General features: G+C 44.2%; 18 protein-coding genes. 2 read left to right on the forward strand and 16 right to left on the reverse strand.

The window, feature by feature from the left end:
- Positions 1-90 precede the first annotated feature (90 nt).
- Positions 91-681 carry an SLOG family protein gene (locus BM415_RS09550; RefSeq protein WP_091159168.1) on the reverse strand — a complete coding sequence of 197 codons (591 nt, stop codon included), beginning with the start codon at positions 679-681 and terminating at the stop codon, positions 91-93.
- Positions 682-827: 146 nt separating this feature from the next.
- Positions 828-1175 (reverse strand): hypothetical protein, encoded by a 348-nt coding sequence (locus BM415_RS09555; RefSeq protein ID WP_091157207.1) that lies wholly within the window; start codon positions 1173-1175, stop codon positions 828-830.
- Between the two features lie 612 nt (positions 1176-1787).
- Between BM415_RS09555 and hflX the strand changes: the two genes are divergently transcribed.
- Complete coding sequence (gene hflX / locus BM415_RS09560) at positions 1788-3059, forward strand: GTPase HflX (RefSeq protein WP_091157210.1); 1272 nt, start codon at positions 1788-1790, stop codon at positions 3057-3059.
- An 80-nt stretch (positions 3060-3139) separates the two neighbouring features.
- Here the strand turns inward: hflX and BM415_RS09565 are convergent, their stop codons facing one another.
- The 3 genes from BM415_RS09565 to BM415_RS09575 all read right to left on the reverse strand — a co-directional run bounded on the left by BM415_RS09565 (position 3140) and on the right by BM415_RS09575 (position 5505).
- A complete protein-coding gene (locus BM415_RS09565; RefSeq protein ID WP_091157212.1) occupies positions 3140-4309 on the reverse strand; it encodes an oxalate decarboxylase family bicupin in 1170 nt (389 codons plus the stop codon).
- Between the two features lie 185 nt (positions 4310-4494).
- Entirely contained in the window at positions 4495-5145 is a 651-nt protein-coding gene (gene bshB2 / locus BM415_RS09570) for a bacillithiol biosynthesis deacetylase BshB2 (RefSeq protein ID WP_091157214.1), read from the reverse strand.
- A gap of 15 nt (positions 5146-5160) precedes the next feature.
- Entirely contained in the window at positions 5161-5505 is a 345-nt protein-coding gene (locus tag BM415_RS09575; protein WP_091157216.1) for a YojF family protein, read from the reverse strand.
- Positions 5506-5739: 234 nt separating this feature from the next.
- Here BM415_RS09575 and BM415_RS09580 point away from each other — a divergent pair, with 234 nt between their 5' ends.
- A complete protein-coding gene (locus BM415_RS09580; protein ID WP_091157218.1) occupies positions 5740-6516 on the forward strand; it encodes a sporulation protein in 777 nt (258 codons plus the stop codon).
- A gap of 94 nt (positions 6517-6610) precedes the next feature.
- Here BM415_RS09580 and BM415_RS09585 read toward each other — a convergent pair whose 3' ends face one another.
- The 11 genes from BM415_RS09585 to BM415_RS09635 all read right to left on the reverse strand — a co-directional run bounded on the left by BM415_RS09585 (position 6611) and on the right by BM415_RS09635 (position 16777).
- A complete protein-coding gene (locus BM415_RS09585) occupies positions 6611-7360 on the reverse strand; it encodes a hypothetical protein (protein WP_091157221.1) in 750 nt (249 codons plus the stop codon).
- A complete protein-coding gene (locus tag BM415_RS09590; RefSeq protein ID WP_091157224.1) occupies positions 7357-8226 on the reverse strand; it encodes an ATP-binding cassette domain-containing protein in 870 nt (289 codons plus the stop codon). The genes BM415_RS09585 and BM415_RS09590 overlap by 4 nt, the downstream gene beginning before the upstream one ends.
- Positions 8223-8603: a GntR family transcriptional regulator gene (locus BM415_RS09595; RefSeq protein ID WP_091157226.1), complete on the reverse strand. Its 381-nt coding sequence runs from the start codon at positions 8601-8603 to the stop codon at positions 8223-8225. The genes BM415_RS09590 and BM415_RS09595 overlap by 4 nt, the downstream gene beginning before the upstream one ends.
- A gap of 201 nt (positions 8604-8804) precedes the next feature.
- Complete coding sequence (locus BM415_RS09600; protein WP_170862417.1) at positions 8805-9905, reverse strand: DUF1648 domain-containing protein; 1101 nt, start codon at positions 9903-9905, stop codon at positions 8805-8807.
- A 33-nt stretch (positions 9906-9938) separates the two neighbouring features.
- Positions 9939-10319 (reverse strand): GntR family transcriptional regulator, encoded by a 381-nt coding sequence (locus tag BM415_RS09605; protein WP_091157231.1) that lies wholly within the window; start codon positions 10317-10319, stop codon positions 9939-9941.
- Between the two features lie 685 nt (positions 10320-11004).
- On the reverse strand, positions 11005-11274 hold the full coding sequence (locus BM415_RS09610) for a YkgJ family cysteine cluster protein (RefSeq protein WP_091157233.1): 270 nt from the start codon (positions 11272-11274) through the stop codon (positions 11005-11007).
- Positions 11275-11388: 114 nt separating this feature from the next.
- Positions 11389-12261: a DUF1835 domain-containing protein gene (locus BM415_RS09615; RefSeq protein ID WP_091157235.1), complete on the reverse strand. Its 873-nt coding sequence runs from the start codon at positions 12259-12261 to the stop codon at positions 11389-11391.
- 57 nt (positions 12262-12318) lie between these two features.
- Positions 12319-13236, reverse strand: coding sequence for a DUF1835 domain-containing protein (locus BM415_RS09620; protein ID WP_139236977.1), 918 nt, complete (start codon positions 13234-13236; stop codon positions 12319-12321).
- A gap of 268 nt (positions 13237-13504) precedes the next feature.
- Positions 13505-14656, reverse strand: a complete 1152-nt coding sequence (locus BM415_RS25510; protein ID WP_244533199.1) for a C40 family peptidase — start codon at positions 14654-14656, stop codon at positions 13505-13507.
- Complete coding sequence (locus BM415_RS09630; RefSeq protein ID WP_091157240.1) at positions 14653-15756, reverse strand: dipeptide epimerase; 1104 nt, start codon at positions 15754-15756, stop codon at positions 14653-14655. Before BM415_RS09630 ends, BM415_RS25510 begins: the two co-directional genes overlap by 4 nt.
- Before the next feature lie 79 nt (positions 15757-15835).
- A complete protein-coding gene (locus BM415_RS09635; RefSeq protein WP_091157242.1) occupies positions 15836-16777 on the reverse strand; it encodes a S66 peptidase family protein in 942 nt (313 codons plus the stop codon).
- Positions 16778-16852: the final 75 nt, after the last annotated feature.

Here is a 16852-nt window from a genome sequence, read left to right on the forward strand (position 1 = left end):
CCTCCATATCATAGACAAGTATAAAAATATACTAAACGATAATGATTATCAGTGTCAATAAAGGAGTGTTCTACACATTATTCAAGATATTCAAATCCAGTCGATCTCCTCGCCATTCCCATCTTCAGGGATGATTGAAGCGCTTATCTCGTCAGCAATATTTTGAATATCCTCCGAATAGATAAGTGTTATACCATATCCATCCTCTTGGTGCTTTTTAAGCGCTTTTTCTTTTATATAACGCGGACTTCCGGGGCCATTTTCTTCATCGTAGACTAGTAATATATGCTCTGTCTTGCGAAAGAGAAGCTCGTCTCTTGCCTGAAACTGCCACGGACCGGCATATGGCTGCTTGCTGACCACTCCGTAGTAATCCACATTCCGCATGATTTCTTCGAAATATTCCTTCTTATCGTCGGACCATTTCTCTTCCGGATTCATAAATGCAGAAATAATGGACAGCTTCAGCTCCGGATATTGCTGCTTCAATTCAATGACAACTTCACATGCCCACAGATCTACACCATATTGACCCGGGGTGATGACCCACTCTGCTCCCTCCTCTATGAGAGTCAACAGCTTGGATCGGATCGCTTGCTTAATATAAGGAATACCGGGGTGCTTCTGATTGAAGATGCCGAGCTCATTGGCCCGGTATCCAGTAACTAACAGGTTTTTCATCATCTATCTTTGTAATACCGCCCTTCTAGTTCATCTTTATATCGTAACATATATGAATCAATTTCATAATGCCTTTCGCGGCTTAAATCAAAGGTATATAATTTCGAATTCACCTTATTCATGATTTATGAAATTGATTCACATTTTTATATTTTGTTCACAATAAGCAGTTCTGTTCTTCGTGTCTCATAGGTATGAGATATACCTTCTTCTGACAGGATTCCGAGTTTAATCAAGCTGGCTATTTTCCCAGCATCCGCCTTAGACATGAGTTTCCACACCTCTGGATCTGGTAAAGCTTGATATAGCAGCTCATCATCATATTCTTTCCTGCTTTGAACTACAATTTTGGCTTCATATTCTCCATGCACCATGCTGTCCGCATTCTGTGCAATAAGATGCTCAATCATCTCTTGACGCAGACTTGACAGCTCGTCTTCTATTTCTTTCTTCAACTTCTTAAGCTCATAATAACGCTCCATTTGATCTATCATCTCATCCTCACGCTCCTCTCCATTTAAGTGTATGCAGTAAGGCCAGGTTCAAGGACAGATCAACAGCTCAGCTGGTAGAAAACAGTTATAGTCAACGCATGCCCATTGAATTATGTATAGAGCTATGCTAAGATAGCGTTAACTTTAGGAACGGAGGGATACCGCTATGATTAATTGGATTCGAGTTAGATTTTCTTTTGCCCTTAACTAAATAGGCAAAGACTCTGCTCTTATGTGTAAGGCAGAGAACTCGGATTCGATCTATCCATATGCTGGTATTTCACAGAAGATAGACGAAGAGGACAGGAGTGAGATCCCTGGCCTCTTTTCTTATACGCTTAAACGGGTGTGTCCTTAACCAGCCGCATTAATTATGTATTTAATCATGCCTATTGTGCAGTGTGAGTATAGGACCCTTACGGTATAAGATGCCTGTAGAATATGCAGCTGAGCACTGGTTATTTCAGTTGCACCCCTGCATGTTCACAGATCTAAGTCCCCTACCTGGCTGTACCCCGTAGTTACTCCGAGTTCTCTTGAACCTGTACACAGGCAGAAGGTTTAGCCTGTGTTTTTTTAATTTTCAGGTGTAAACAGAAGGAGGACGATGGTATGACACAACCATTTATAGATAAAGCAGTTATTGTAGGACTACAGCTGAACAACCAAGAGGATTTCGAACACTCTATGGAGGAGCTTGGCAATCTGGCCAATGCTTGCGACATCGAGGTTGCCGCAGTGCTGACGCAGAAGGCAGAACGTGTACATCCCGCGCACTATATAGGCACTGGTAAGATTGAGGAGCTCACCGATTTACTGAAGATGCTGGAGACCACCATTGTGATCTTCAATGATGAGCTCTCCCCTTCTCAGGTTCGTAATCTTGAGAAAAGACTGGATGCCGCTGTCCTGGACCGGACAACACTGATCCTGAATATATTTGCCGAGCGTGCGAGATCTAGAGAATCTCAGCTCCAAGTAGAGCTGGCAAGGCTTCAATATGTGCTCCCAAGATTGTCCGGGATCAGCTCTTCCTCGGGCAGACAGCGCGGCGGGGTCGGTACCAAGAACAGGGGCTCAGGAGAAACCAAGCTGGAATTAAGCCAAAGACGGATTGAAGAGAAAATTACAGAACTGAACCGAGAACTGGAGCTGCTCGTATCCCAGCGCCAAACGCAGCGCAGACGCCGCCAGAAGACAGAGATGCCGGTAGTGAGTCTCGTCGGCTATACGAATACAGGCAAATCCAGTCTCATGAATGCTATGCTTGATAAATACGATGCGGCAAGCGAGAAAGCTGTACTGGCCAAGGATATGCTCTTTGCCACCCTGCAGACCTCGGTAAGACAAATCTCACTCCCAGATCGTAAGAAATTTCTTCTAACCGACACTGTCGGATTTGTAAGCAAGCTTCCGCATCATCTAGTGAAGGCTTTTCGTTCTACGCTGGAAGAGGTGCTTGAATCCGATCTGCTTCTGCACGTTGTAGATGCAAGTAACCCTGATGCTGAGCAGCTCATTGAAGTGACGAATCAAACGTTAAAGGACCTGGGTGCCGATAAAATTCCAGTCATCTATGTTTATAACAAAATCGATCTGCGCAGTGCATTATTGAATGAGATGCAGGTTCGTAAACCGGCCATATTCGTATCAGCCAAGACGGGGCAAGGATTAGACTCGTTGGAAACTGCCATCAAGGCGCAGCTGTTCGGACATTATGAACGAGTTGCGCTTAACATTCCATATGATCAAGGACATCTTCTCTCCTATTTCCATGAGCATGCGAATGTTGAAACCATTCAATATGAAGAGGATGGAACCAAGCTGACTATTGAGGCCTCCCCGGTTGAAGTGAAGAAATGGAGCCATCTGCAAGCAGAATAGAGGATTAAATAATTAATAGAGGGTGTCCGCCCGTCATCGAAGATGATTGTGGACACCCTCTTTTGCTTGAGTCCGATTGTCTAAAAAAATCCGGGATACTTCACTACGGGCCACTTCTCTTTGCGCAGCGCACCCAGTAATTCAGGACCCACATTCAAGTTACTGTGAACAAGTTCTTTAGGCGTTAGTGCCATCCACTGATTTAGAGAAACATCTTCAAAGCGGTCACTTTTGAACATCTCTAAGAACCACAATGTGTCAGTACCCGTATTCTGAATATAATGTCCCGTCACGAAGGGGACATATCCAACATCGCCTGCTCTATAATCAAATGTACGAGCTGCACCGTCTCCAGTAAATACGGTCATTCTTCCCTGTCCGGTAAGGTAATACTGCCACTCATCGTTATTCGGATGCCAGTGAAGCTCTCTCATTGCACCCGGTTCAATCTCAACGAGTGCTGCTGCGATTGTTCTTGATATTGGAAAGTTAGAGGAATCTACAATTCGTACACTACCACCAGGGGTTTTAATGGGTTCTTGTTCCATCAGCCCGTGCTTGAAGGTTAAGGGAACTTCTCCGTAAGGGGACTGGACTTCTTGACTTGTGATAGAACCCGGTACTTCTCCCTGATAGATATACACCTGTTCAGCAGGTATCGAGTCGAAGGCACTCTCTGGCACTCCGAAATTAGCGGAGAGCACCTCTTTTGGAGTATGGGCAAACCAATCGGAGATCGACAAAGTGGATAGATCAGAGAAATTTCCGTCATCGAAGACGAGCAGAAATTCACAATGCTCCAACCCCTGAATCGAATGCGGGATACCTGGAGGAAAGTACCACAGATCACCTGGACCAACGTCAGCAATAAAATTCCTTCCTTGCTGATCAACAGCCGTTATACGTGCTCTTCCTAACAGCATATAAGACCACTCTGCTTGTTTATGCCAGTGAAGCTCACGTACTCCCCCAGCCGTTAAGCTCATATTTACTCCAGCAAGGGTGGTCGCGATCGGAAGCTCCCGCACAGTGATCTCGCGAGACCATCCCCCATGATTTAGCTTCATTGAAGTATCTGAGAAGGAGAATTTCAGATTAGGAACCAGTCCTGCATCTGTAATCGGTGGGACGAGCATATCGGGATTTTGAAGATCTCGCATTATATTTCGCGGTCCCTTGTCAATCGCTCCGGCCCCATCACTGCGGATGGGCTGTGGTATATTTTCTCCTTTATTAGTGCGTTTGTCCATCACTAAGCTCCTCTTATAAGGGATTTTAATAAGAAGATTATATGAATTACCAAATCGATTATATTCATCAGCTTATTTCAGACATCAAATGTCCATAATTAAAAATAGCCAACCCCTTGTTCATTAAGGGATTGGCTATTGATCTTTTTATCGATTAGGCATACGTATTCGTTATATTTTCAGCCCTATTTTAATGGGTAAGTCCAGAAATATTCAGTCTTCAGTCGATCTGCAAATTGCTTGTCCTTAAGAAGCGACTCGCCTGATAGAATGCGGAACTGTGAACTGTGCGCTGCAATGGACTGTACCTTGTTCAGCTTGTAATCCTGAATGTCGTAGAACACATCCGGTTCACCGATCGCTTTCTTATGACCATTGGAGAACGCAAGACATTGTACGACGGGTCTTCGATCCTGATCCATCGCTTCAACCACTCTGACAACCGCTTCGCCCGTTGCATCATGGTCTGGATGTACACTATAACCTGGATAAAATGTAAATACAATAGAAGGATTTAATTCTTCAATCAGTGCAGAGATCGCTCCGTCCAATAGATTACGGTCTTCGAACTCAATCGTTTTGTCATGAAAACCCAGCATACGTAAATCTTGAATCCCGATGACTCTACAGGACTGCTTCAGCTCTTCCTTACGGATCTCCGGCAGCGTGACCCGGTTAGCAATTGGAGGATTACCCATATTACGTGCCATTTCTCCCAGTGTGAGACAAGCATATGTAACATGTGCACCTTCATTTGCAAATTTGGCTAACGTTCCCGACAAACCAAATGATTCATCATCCGGATGCGGAAGTACAACTAATATATTTTGCGTCATAAGAACCCCACTTCCTTAAAACAACGTTCTGCTGAGTAACAAAGATACGATCAAGCGGCCTTCTTTGTCATGACCTGCCAGCAGTATGCGTCCTTCTTCATTTTCTTCCCAATGAGTCAAGCCTTCCGTATAAACCCAACCATCCTTCATCTTCAAGCCAACTCTATAGTAGGTATCGCCAACAATGGTTCCTTTGCTGTATCTTACCGGCACATTCTTGATAAAATTCGCGGCTGGATGCTTCGAGCTATCATTATGGGCTGCATAGGCACCCATCGTCATTTCCATATGAAGATACAAATCTTCATTCGCGTACCGGTCAAGCTGCTCCTGCACCATTGCTATATTTATTAGCTGCATAACAATTCCTCCGTTACTCCTGCCATCTATGAACATCTACAGATCACAAATATGACTTCTCCTAGCCTTCACGATACTTCAGGTTCGTAATTAGGCTCTTATAGCAGTATAGCTCAAAAAAAAGCGAAAATAAATTATTGATTATAAATTTATTCCATCTAAACGAAACTAGTCAGACTTATGCTGCGTATATGGAAGAGGAATGTATGAATTTATGAGGAGGCTGCTTATTCTATGTCGTTCTTTAATAAAATGCTGGCCAAAGTGGGAATTGGGGCTGCAGAAATTGATACGCTATTGGAAAAAACATCTTATGTGCCGGGTGAGACGGTCAAAGGTGTTGTTCGCATAAAAGGTGGCAGCGTAGAGCAGGAAATTGAGAAAATTTATATTCAGCTGATGACCCGCTACATTCGTGAGCAGGACGATCGCAAAGTGGATTATAACTATACACTCGCCAAATTCAACGTATCCAAGAATCTTCGAATTGATAGTAACGAGCAACTGGAAATTCCATTTTCCTTCCCGCTTCCACTCGAGACACCTGTTACTTACAATCGTCAGCCGGTATGGCTGAGCACTGGTCTTGATATTGAGATGGCCATTGATCCGAAAGACCACGATTCCATTCAAGTCGAGCCGCATCATTATATGTCTGCTATCTTCGAAGCAGTAGAATATCTCGGATTCCGTTACAAAACTTCCTCCTGTGAGCATGCTTCCAAACTCGGACGCGGTGTTCCTTTTGTACAAGAGTTTGAATACTATCCAAGCAGCTCCTTCTCCGGACGAGTGAAAGAGCTCGAGCTCATGATGAATCTCGATCAGGATGGTATATATGTACTAGTAGAGGTTGACCGCAGAGCACGTGGGCTTGGCGGATTTTTTGAACAGGCATTTGATATGGATGAGCGTCATGTGAGACTGTACTTTGACCGAGCAGACATTGCCCAAGGCACAGAGCATATTGCACGTCAGCTGGAACGCGTTATTCATGTTCAATCCAGATAATATAAACCAAGAACGCTGGTTTATTTTCACTTCGAGTGAGATAACCAGCGTTCTTTTCATCTCTATGATGATTGAAGTACTCTTGTTACAAGAATCACTTTATTTTGATAACGATGTTTCGGGAAATTATTCGATGGAGGATGATGAACAGAGCAGCAAGGACCACGGAGGTGAGCATCGCCGTTGTCGTCGTCAGCTCTACAGGATAGATTGGAAGCCAGTCAGACAGCAGCTCCTCAGCATCACCGCCGCCCCACACCATATCAAGCAGTATTAGACCACTGAGTCCTACGGGGATCGATAGCATCCCGCCGAAGAAGCCGAGGCGGTAAAAGCTCATGGAGACCATCCTTCCTACTGAATAGTAGACTAGTAACTGCATTGTAAACATAATAAACGGCATCAAGCTGAACATCTCATATCCAATAACAACAGATTCTTGATGTGGGATTCCAGCCCATCCCAATATCAAGTACTGAACACCTGAAAGTATCCACATGAGAATAGGGAGAACGATGGATAGAAGAATCACAGCCATTGTAGAGCCTACAAAATAATCCTTCCTTGTTACCCCTTGATGAATATAATGCTTCAAGAATACATAGGAAGAGATAATCCCGATTACCAGCATATAGGTCTTGGATGGGGTGAATCCAAAATTCATAAAATACATGGAAGCTGGGGATTCCGACTCAGATACGTTCAGCTTAATGAAATCTGGAAGCAGCAGCAGCATAAACTGGGCCAGAAACAAGAATGAAACAAACCACAGGGTCCAAACCAGCTGGACATAAAACATATCAAATGTGATCTTCTTGCTGTTCTCAAAAGGCTTCATTTTCATGATTGCTCCTCCTCCGTTAATTGAATGAATAGATCCTGAAGCGGCACATTACCAAGTTCAAGCCCCAATTGCTGAGCAGCCAACCGCTGCTCCCGAGACAACTCGCCATAGATGACTGCTGATTTCGTACCGCCTAATTGCTGTACATTCAGCACTTTCATCTCATTCGTAAATGCATCAACAGTGGAAGCTGCCCCTGTAACGGTAGCCCCTCTAGACAAAAGATCCTCTGAAGTCTCCTTGAGAACAAGCTGTCCTTTGTTGATGATAATAACTTCTTCAAACAAATAATCCATTTCAGATACAAGATGGGTAGACATAATAATGGTCCGGGGATGCTTCGCATGATCTTCCAACAGCTCTTTATAGAACAGCTCTCTAGTCGGTGCGTCCATTCCTAAATAGGCTTCATCAAACAGAGTAACTGGAGCTCTAGCCGCGAGTCCAATGGTTACGTTAACTGCGGACTGCATACCCTTGGACAGGCTGCTCATCGCCTTACCCAGTGGAAGCTTGAAACGTTCTGCCAAATACAAGGCATAGTCCATATCGAAGAATGGCCTATAGCGTTTAGCTGCTTCCAGCATTCCTTTTACCTTCTCCGTTTCAGAGGAGTAATCCATCTCATACACAAAAGCCACATGACGCATAATTTTGGCGTTCTCATAGGGGTTCTCTCCATGAATACGAAGAGTGCCTTGTGTCTGGCGTCTAAACGATGCGAGTATCGTTAATAAGGTTGTCTTACCCGCACCATTTCTTCCTAGCAGTCCATATATTTTGTCGCTGTCCAAACTCATGGTTAAGTTCTCAAGCGCCATATGCTTACGGTATTTCAAACCGAGCTGATTCATCTCAATATTCATGAGTTCATCCCCCTTCCTCTTCGCTGTTCAATTAGATTGATTAGTTCCTCATCCGACATCCCGAGCTTCTCTGCTTCCTGCAGCATCGGCAAAATGTATTGATCTGCAAAGGCACCCTTTCGTCCTTCAAGCAGCTTCGCTCTTGCTCCTTCCGCAACAAACATGCCTACACCTCTCTTTTTATAAATGATCCCATCGTCCACCATAAGATTGATCCCTTTTGATACCGTAAGATGGTTAATCTTATAGAACTGCACGAGTTGGTTGGTTGATGGAATTTGCTCGTGTTCTTTAATCTCGCCGTTAACGATCTGGTCCTCAATCTTTTCCTTGATTTGCTGAAAAATTGGTTTATTATCCGCTAAGCCTCTGCTCAATTTACTTTCACCACCTGTTAACCATCTCTCCTTCGATATATGGTTATATAGTCATGTATATAACCATATCACATTTTTATGTCAAGTCAAGCTGGAATGTACCATTCATCTGCCTGTATGTAAAAAAAGGCTGGAAAAGAGCCCATCACTCTTCATCCAGCCTACATATATTTTATTGTTTGTGAGGGGCTTCTCCGATCATCAGCTAATAAGAAAGCTTACCGCTACAATGGTTCCGATGATGCTGATCAGTAAGAACCATGCCATCGGTCTAGCATGATTGATCGTCCAGCCATACCCCATTCTTTTCTCCACGAAAATTGCAGGGTCCTTCGGGTCAAAATAAAACATACCCAGCTTCCAGCTCTCATCGTTTCCATAGGGCTCTACGGAGGAAGGCTCTGCTTGAAGTTTCACTCGGCTTCCGCCTTGGCCTGTTGTGAAGTAAAGAATCGCCACACCGAGAAGTACTAGGAATACGACCGCAATAACGACAGCCATCATGACGCCTGCATCTACAGGATATAACATTGTAAATTGCATGAAATTGAACAACAGCACGAGCAGCAACGAAGTAATTAAATTAAATACAGAGTTTCTCATCCGAAATATTCTATTCTTGCTTAACGAAATCTCTGGGTTATCTGTATCAACCTGCTGTTTGCTTCGATAGATCATAGAGTTTATAAAGATAAACAAGAGTGTCATCATCGCCTGCATAATGACAGGCATATAGACTGTTCCCAGGCTCTTATCCCGAATTGTCGTCGGATTGCCTTGCAGATCATATTGAAACGGAATTTGATCCGGGAAGCGATCGTAGCTTATGGCGGTGAATATCGCGGTACCGATAATAATAACGGCGTGAATCCAATACCATTTGTTTGATATAACCAGCTTCTGCTTGCGAAAGGATGTGTCGATGCTCATCTTGGACGGTTTGACTGTGGCAGGGAGCTGCTTAGCCTTGTATTTTTTCATTTTGTTGTGGAAATAGAACAAGGCTATAAAATGAACAATCACTACTGCAAAAATATAAATAATCATCCATGTTGCTTGCTTAGCCGAATCCTGTACGAGGCTCGTTCCCCACAGACATATAGCGAGAAGGCCTACCTGCACAATGATGATGATAGCTGCGAAATTTCTTCTCATTCTCTTCAGCGGTTCGCTGTAGAACACCTCTTCACTCACCGTTATTCCGAAGCTTTCTGTCCTCCGGGTAAAGTATGGCGTGAAAGCAATAAGTAGGGTAATGGGTAAAAACATAACTCCAAGCATTACGAAATGAATCCATTGCATGCTCTTCTCTCCTTCCATTCTTATAAATATTGACTATGACTTAATATCCTTATAGATATCGTTCACTATCGCTTCTAATTCATCCTTGGTCATCCCCCGAAGAATGGCCTCCGCAATGATGGGACGAAGCTGCTTTAATTGTCTTGCTGCAAATTCATCATCCATCTTCGGCATCCCCTCTGGATTGACGACAACGCCCTTCTGACGATGTACATGAATGTAATTATCCTGCTTCAACAAATTGTAGGCTTTATTGACCGTATGAAGATTGATCCCGATGTCCTGCGCCATACTGCGTACAGATGGCAACGCTTCACCCGGTTGCAGCTTACCGCTTGCAATACCCTCAATAATCTGATTCGTAAGCTGGGTGTATATGGGTACATCCGACTCCATATCAAGCTCAATGATCATGATTTCTGCACACCTCCGATATGTTTATTATAACTGTTATATTTGTAGTATAACAGTTATAATAAATAAATGTAAATAGGCACTTCATTTTGACGTTCTATCTTTGGCTGTCTCTCTCCAGTTACTACGCGAAAGTCATTCATCATCCAAAGATTCCACTAATAGAGGGAGAAAACGTTCAGTGTTCACCTTTGGACGAAATTTGTTTAAAAATCGCTTGAAATAAAAAATCAGCAGTATCTCGATATGATCGAGATACTGCTGATTTTTTAAGATTAATATGACATTTAGCAAATAGTAATTTCTCCTGATATTTATTATCTTCTGCTAAAGACCTTCATTAAAGCGTAAAGTCAGGTCCGGTAGGAGGCAAATATCTAACTTACTCCATTCCGGTCGTTAACTATAGCGAGCAGTCCGTTAAAGGGTGCTTCAGGCTTTGCAACTTTCATATCTGCAAATTTAAGAATTGCTCCCTCTACATGAAGATCCGCGTTAAGCATCCTTCTGCCAATTCGGCTGAAATCCATTTTGCATATGACGACAAAGTGCTGAGATGTATTGACCATGCGATTCCGTAGTGCGGGTTACAGTTTACATTGTGAAAGGTTTCATTTATCAAGCCGTGGACAGTTACATAAGAGGCGGCACCAGGATTCGTCCTGATGCCGCCTCTTTGTGTTATCTAGTTCATTCTAGGAGCGGGTGCTGTACATCTCTCCCATTCCGTCAGCGTGCTGAACGCTTCATCATTCGTTTCACCGCACATTGTCGGCTCAGCCTTTAGTCTGCTGCATACTTTGGGTCTCTCCGGAAGGCCAAACAGCTTGCATTTGTTTTCCTCCGTCAGCTGGACGCATCTCACTCCAGCGGGTTTACCTTCGGGCATCCCTGGAATTGGAGAAGAAATCGATGCTGCAATACAACACGCCCCACAACCGGTTCTGCATTCCATCTTCTACACCTCTCATTATAGCCAGTTCATTGAAAGCCAAGGCTTATTTGTACTAGCTTATGCGAAAGACATAGCGCTTTATAACTGTTTTTCTATAGAGATCAAAACCTCGATTCAGCCTATTTTTACACTGTAACGATGCAGCTGTCCAGGTGCTCCCTTGAACTGCAGCTTCTTGGTCTCAATCAGTGACCGTAATCTAAATTCCAAGAAATCCTTGCGCAAATAATAACGATGAAGCTTAAGGAGTACCTCAGCAACAACCTTGGATGCAGGAACGTAATGATCCTCGAATTGCAAACCCATCTCCGATACGACTTCATCAATGATATCATCCAGTGCGTTCTCATCACTGCATTTAAACTGGTTGTTCTCCCATAATCGGAGAGGTAAATTCTCCAAAGAGAGATTATGCCAATCCTTGGTAAGCTGCACTCTTTGTTCTCCACTTAATGAGGCCTTCTGTTCCAGCCTATTGAGCATCGGAATAAAATGCTCCTTCTTAAGCTGAGCGAGATTCACCGGTAACATAACGGGCGCCGAATTTCCTGATTCTTTTTCTATAACATCACGAAGAAAAAGGGCCTGATATTCCGCTGCCGCATTATTTAATACGATCTGCACGTCCTGATCTTGTAATAAATAGACGGCAAACCGAAGTCCAATCTGATCATGTGCATGATCGCCATGCCAGATGGTAATTCTGCTTCCTTCTGGAATCGCCTTGATCGCTTTGATGACTGTTCCAATCTGATGGTCAGGATTGTACATATACACTTTGTCAAAATTGGACAATCGCTGGGACATCCAGGATATCCGATTACTTTCTCCATCCTTGAGGTCAATGCCCGACAGTGGGCCATAAGCAAACCAGTCATTAAACGAGAGTACTTTGTGTGAATGACGAATTTCCGCTTTATGTAATGCAGCTTTCATGACTCCCTGCTCTGACATCCCGAACATTAAATGAACATGCTGCTCCGTCATGTATGCCACCTCTTTCTAAATTGGGATGTAATTCAGCCATTCCCGCTAAGATGAACGTTATACCTTAGCAGGCTTCACATAATACTGATAGGTTAAATTTGGAACCCCCAAAAAGTCAAGCTCCTTTGTCGCAATTAGCGATCGAAACCGGTAAGAGATCAGATTAACACTCATTAATTCAGGATAACGTTCGAGTATCGGAACAATCAATAGTCCTGCTGACACATATTCCTTATGAAGAATATACTTATCCTCTATCTTATGAATATTTATATAGTGTTTGTGAATGACTTCCATTATTAAATGATCATAGGCATCTTCCGCCAAAAAGTGCAGCTTCCCCTCGGTTAATACTCGCAGCATTTCACTATGGCTTGAGATATCCAGCCATTCGTCAGCATACTGGGCTCTCTCCTCTTCCGTGAGTGTATTACCACTTGATTGTACCAGGATTTGGGCTAGCTCTTCCGTTGTTAGCTGGTTCAAGGATACGATGTCAGTATTTCCTTCGTTAGTCCGTATTCTATCTGATGCAGGCAAACGTTCATACTCTTCTGCAGGATTTATGATCTGAACTTCCACTCTTACCCCGCGAAGCAAGTGCAGTACTAAACGTACAAATATATAGTCATGTGTATTGTTTCCTGCCCATATCGTTACGATCTTGTGATCCGGAATGCTCTCAAGAATCGGCTTCATTGATGATATCTGATGTAATCCGTTAACAAAATAATGATCGTATCCCATATGATTCGTCATCCACATATAACGCTCAATCTCATACTGCGACTGATCAATATGACGCAAGGGTCCAACCGCATAGAAATCTTCAAAGCTATATACAATCGCTTCTTGCCGGATACCTGCCTTTGACAAGGAGACTTTAAGAGTTCCCGCATTGGATAGACTTGATGTGATATGAATATTCTGGGGAGCGTCTTCTTGGGACATTTTGTGAATTCTTGACTCTTCCAAGCATTCACGCCAAGCTCCCTTAATCGTGCGACCTAGCTCTCCGCTCTCCAAACTTCGATCTTCAATCGTGGAATCGCTTTGTTGCAGCACCCAATCTACGAATTTTTTTAATCTATAGTGATCTATCTCGTTAATTTCATTATTGTAATTATTCCTAATTGTAAGTCCCCATTTCTATTGTCGTAAAATAGCCCAATGAGAATGTGCATGAATATGTAGTACATACAGTGTATATTCATTATTTTTGAGATAATTCACATTGTCGCCCTCAAAGCCCTTCATTGTATCTTCTGGATGCACAATGCTCTTTAATCCGTTTATAATTAGTTAGTTCCACCACCTCAATAGAGCTTTTCGAATCAGGTGAATGAATCATTTTGCCTTCCCCTATATATATACCTACGTGATGAATGCGTCCTTTTCCTTCTTCATATGCAAAAAAAAGCAGGTCACCCGGATGCAGCTGATTACTCGCTACTTCTGTTCCTGCCAGAGCCTGATCTGAAGCATCCCGTGGAATGATAATTCCTTGGGACGCATACATACTATATGCATAGCCTGAGCAATCGTAGCCATACGCGGATAACCCACCCCATAAATAGGCTAGGCCCTGAAACCTGCTCGCTTCTGCTGCAATACGCCTGCCTGTGTCTATTTCAGCTCCTGAATGATATTGATTACTTGCTAAGTCCGTATCTGGTGCTGCTTCGGATGCTGCCAACGCAGTGGATAGAGCGGATGGAGTCGATAGAGCCAATGATGTGGAATCAATCCGCGTACTGCCGGATAACACAATGACGTCTTCTTTATTAATCATGCCGATTCCATGAGGAGATCGAACATAGACTTTTGTGCCTATCACCTCTATTAATGGAAGCTTTGTTAAGTAACTGAGTTCCAAGTACGGTGCTTCTGTACCTTCTGACAACAGGAACATAGGGGTGAATTTAGCATTAACTTGCACCTCGTTGTTCCGCACATGAGCATTGACTTGTGCAAGTTCATTATCTTGAGCATGAGCATCATTCTGCACCTGCAACTGAGCATTTAATAACTCATCGCTGTCAAGTGCAATGTCACGCTTCCATTCCGAGAGCTGAGCATAAGGAATCCAGCCCGGATATCCAATCGGATCTTTCCTGGTTGCTTGACTAGGAATGCGGACGTCTGCCCACCCGTCTCTCACCTCAAGGACAACAACCTCCTCGGCGTATAGAACCTGCGTCTGCGTACGGTTAGACGTACACAAATCCAGCCGTTCATTTGCTGTCAGCTTGCTAGCCCAATTTCCAATTTCAGCGGGATTCTGCAGAATGTGCATATCTATATCTCGCGGGGATTCAGGTGTAGTCCATACCGTTGCAACCGGAACACCGATCACCATCCTTTTCAGCCCAGGGCTGAGTTCGGATTGCTTCATCCTGTTACCCCCATTCCCTCTCGAATGTGTACATCACGAATGCCGAGTCCAGCTGCATCCGTAAATCGCATGACTCTCCCGTCATAGATTACTCCGCCTAATACATTCTCCTGATTCATCATGAGAGGCGCATCAAAGTCAAAGCGGGTTATATTCTTTTTACTTGCTGCAAAATGAGCGGCAGCGGTTACCGCTACCTTTGATTCAATCATACTACCGACCATGCACTCTACACCATACTCTTCGGCGAGTTGGTTGATCATCTGGGCTTTGTAGATCCCCCCCGATTTCATCAGCTTAATGTTGATGAGATCGGCAGCACGCATCTGCAGCACCTCAAGCGCCTGACCCGGAGTAAATACGCTTTCGTCAGCCATAATGAGCGTATCCACGGAGTCCGTAACCGTCTTGAGCCCAGCCAGATCACTCGCTCTAACCGGCTGCTCTACCAGCTCAATGCTCAGGTCCAGCTCCTCCAGCTTGCGGATACAACGGATCGCTTCCTTCACCTGCCATCCTTGATTAGCATCCAGTCTGATTCCTACCTGATTACCGACCCGTGCACGGATTTCTTGAATTCTAGTGATGTCCTCTTCGATCGGATCTTTACCAACTTTAATCTTGAGAACATTAAAGCCTTCCGCTACACACCGCTCTGCATCATCCGCCATTTCTGCCACAGATCCCACACTCACTGTAAAGTCCGTCTCAATCCGGTCCCGATATCCCCCAAGAAACTGGTATAGAGGCATGCCGCTGTATTGTGCCAGCAAATCATAGATTGCCATATCCACCGCAGCTTTCGCACTGCTTGAACCCACCATAACGGTATGTATAGTCTGTAATAGCTGCTCGTAAGAGAGCAGACTTCTGCCTTTTAAAGCAGGACCCAGTGTGTGGAGTATGGCTGACTCAATACTATCCAGGCTGTCCCCGGTAATTACGACCGTAGCCGGTGCTTCACCCCAACCGATTCGGCCGTCGCTAGCTGTCATTCGAACGAGAATAGATTCACTGCGTGTTACTGTTCTTAAAGCGGTTTTAAACGGCTTGATTAGCGGTGTATATTTACGCATGACCTCGATATTCTGAATAATCACTTTGATGTACCTCCTTGTTATATAAGCGGGGATTCTAGTTCTCTGCACCGTTTATGCAAAATCGTGATATAAAAAAGCATCACCTACCAAATTGGAGAAGCTTGCGATTCGTATCCAGCAGTGCAGGAAGACCTAAAGGAATTGCAATATTCGGTGAACAGTGACCGATCCGAAAGCCGGACACGGCAGGTCTTCCCGCCTTCGTCATGTAATGCCGAATCACCTCATCCAGTGATAGCGATGAAGCACGCTTAACAGGATCACAATGATGAAAATCACCCACGATGATGCCTGCTGCCTCTGTCAGCTTGCCCGCTTGCAGGAGCTGGTTCAGCATGCGGTCTATCCGATATGGCTCTTCATCAATATCTTCAATCAAGAGCAGCTTGCCTGTCGTATCGATCTCATATGGAGTACCGAGCGTCGTCACCAGCAGTGAGAGGTTACCGCCCACAATTGGGCCTGCTCCCGTACCTGGTATGAGCACCTCAAGCGGAGAAATGGCTTCTGTATAGGATGGTACGTCCTTACCAAACAATAATTTAAATCCTTCGAGTGTAAGTGGATCAACGAGATCAGAGGCTAAACAAGTCAGCATCGGTCCATGGAAGGTGATCAATCCCGTACGCTGAAATATAGCATTGTGCAGGAATGTAATGTCACTGTAGCCCCAGAAAAACTTCGGATGACGTTGAATAAGCTCATAATCCAGAAGATCCGCCATTCTTGCAGTTCCATATCCTCCTCGGGCGCATACGATTGCTTTGATATCCGGATTGGCGAACATGGCATTCAGCTCATCAGCCCTGTCTTGATCCTCTCCAGCCAAATATCCATATTCGCTATAAACTGTCTCCCCGAATTGAACCTGTAACCCAAGACCGAGCAAATAATTGGCAGCCTTCGTTATACGAGCTGCATCCCCTGGGCTTGCTGGAGCAATAATACCCACAGTATCCCCTGCGCCTAATGGTTCTGGATAAATAGGTTTAAGATGAACCCTCTCGAACTCTATGCTCATCTCCTTCACTCAACTCCTCTCTTCACGTATAGAAAGGAACTCCCAGTGACCTGTCTGGATCACCGGGAGAACTCG

Origin of the sequence: Paenibacillus sp. 453mf (assembly GCF_900116105.1) — a bacterium.
Taxonomy (GTDB): Bacteria; Bacillota; Bacilli; order Paenibacillales; family Paenibacillaceae; genus Paenibacillus; species Paenibacillus provencensis.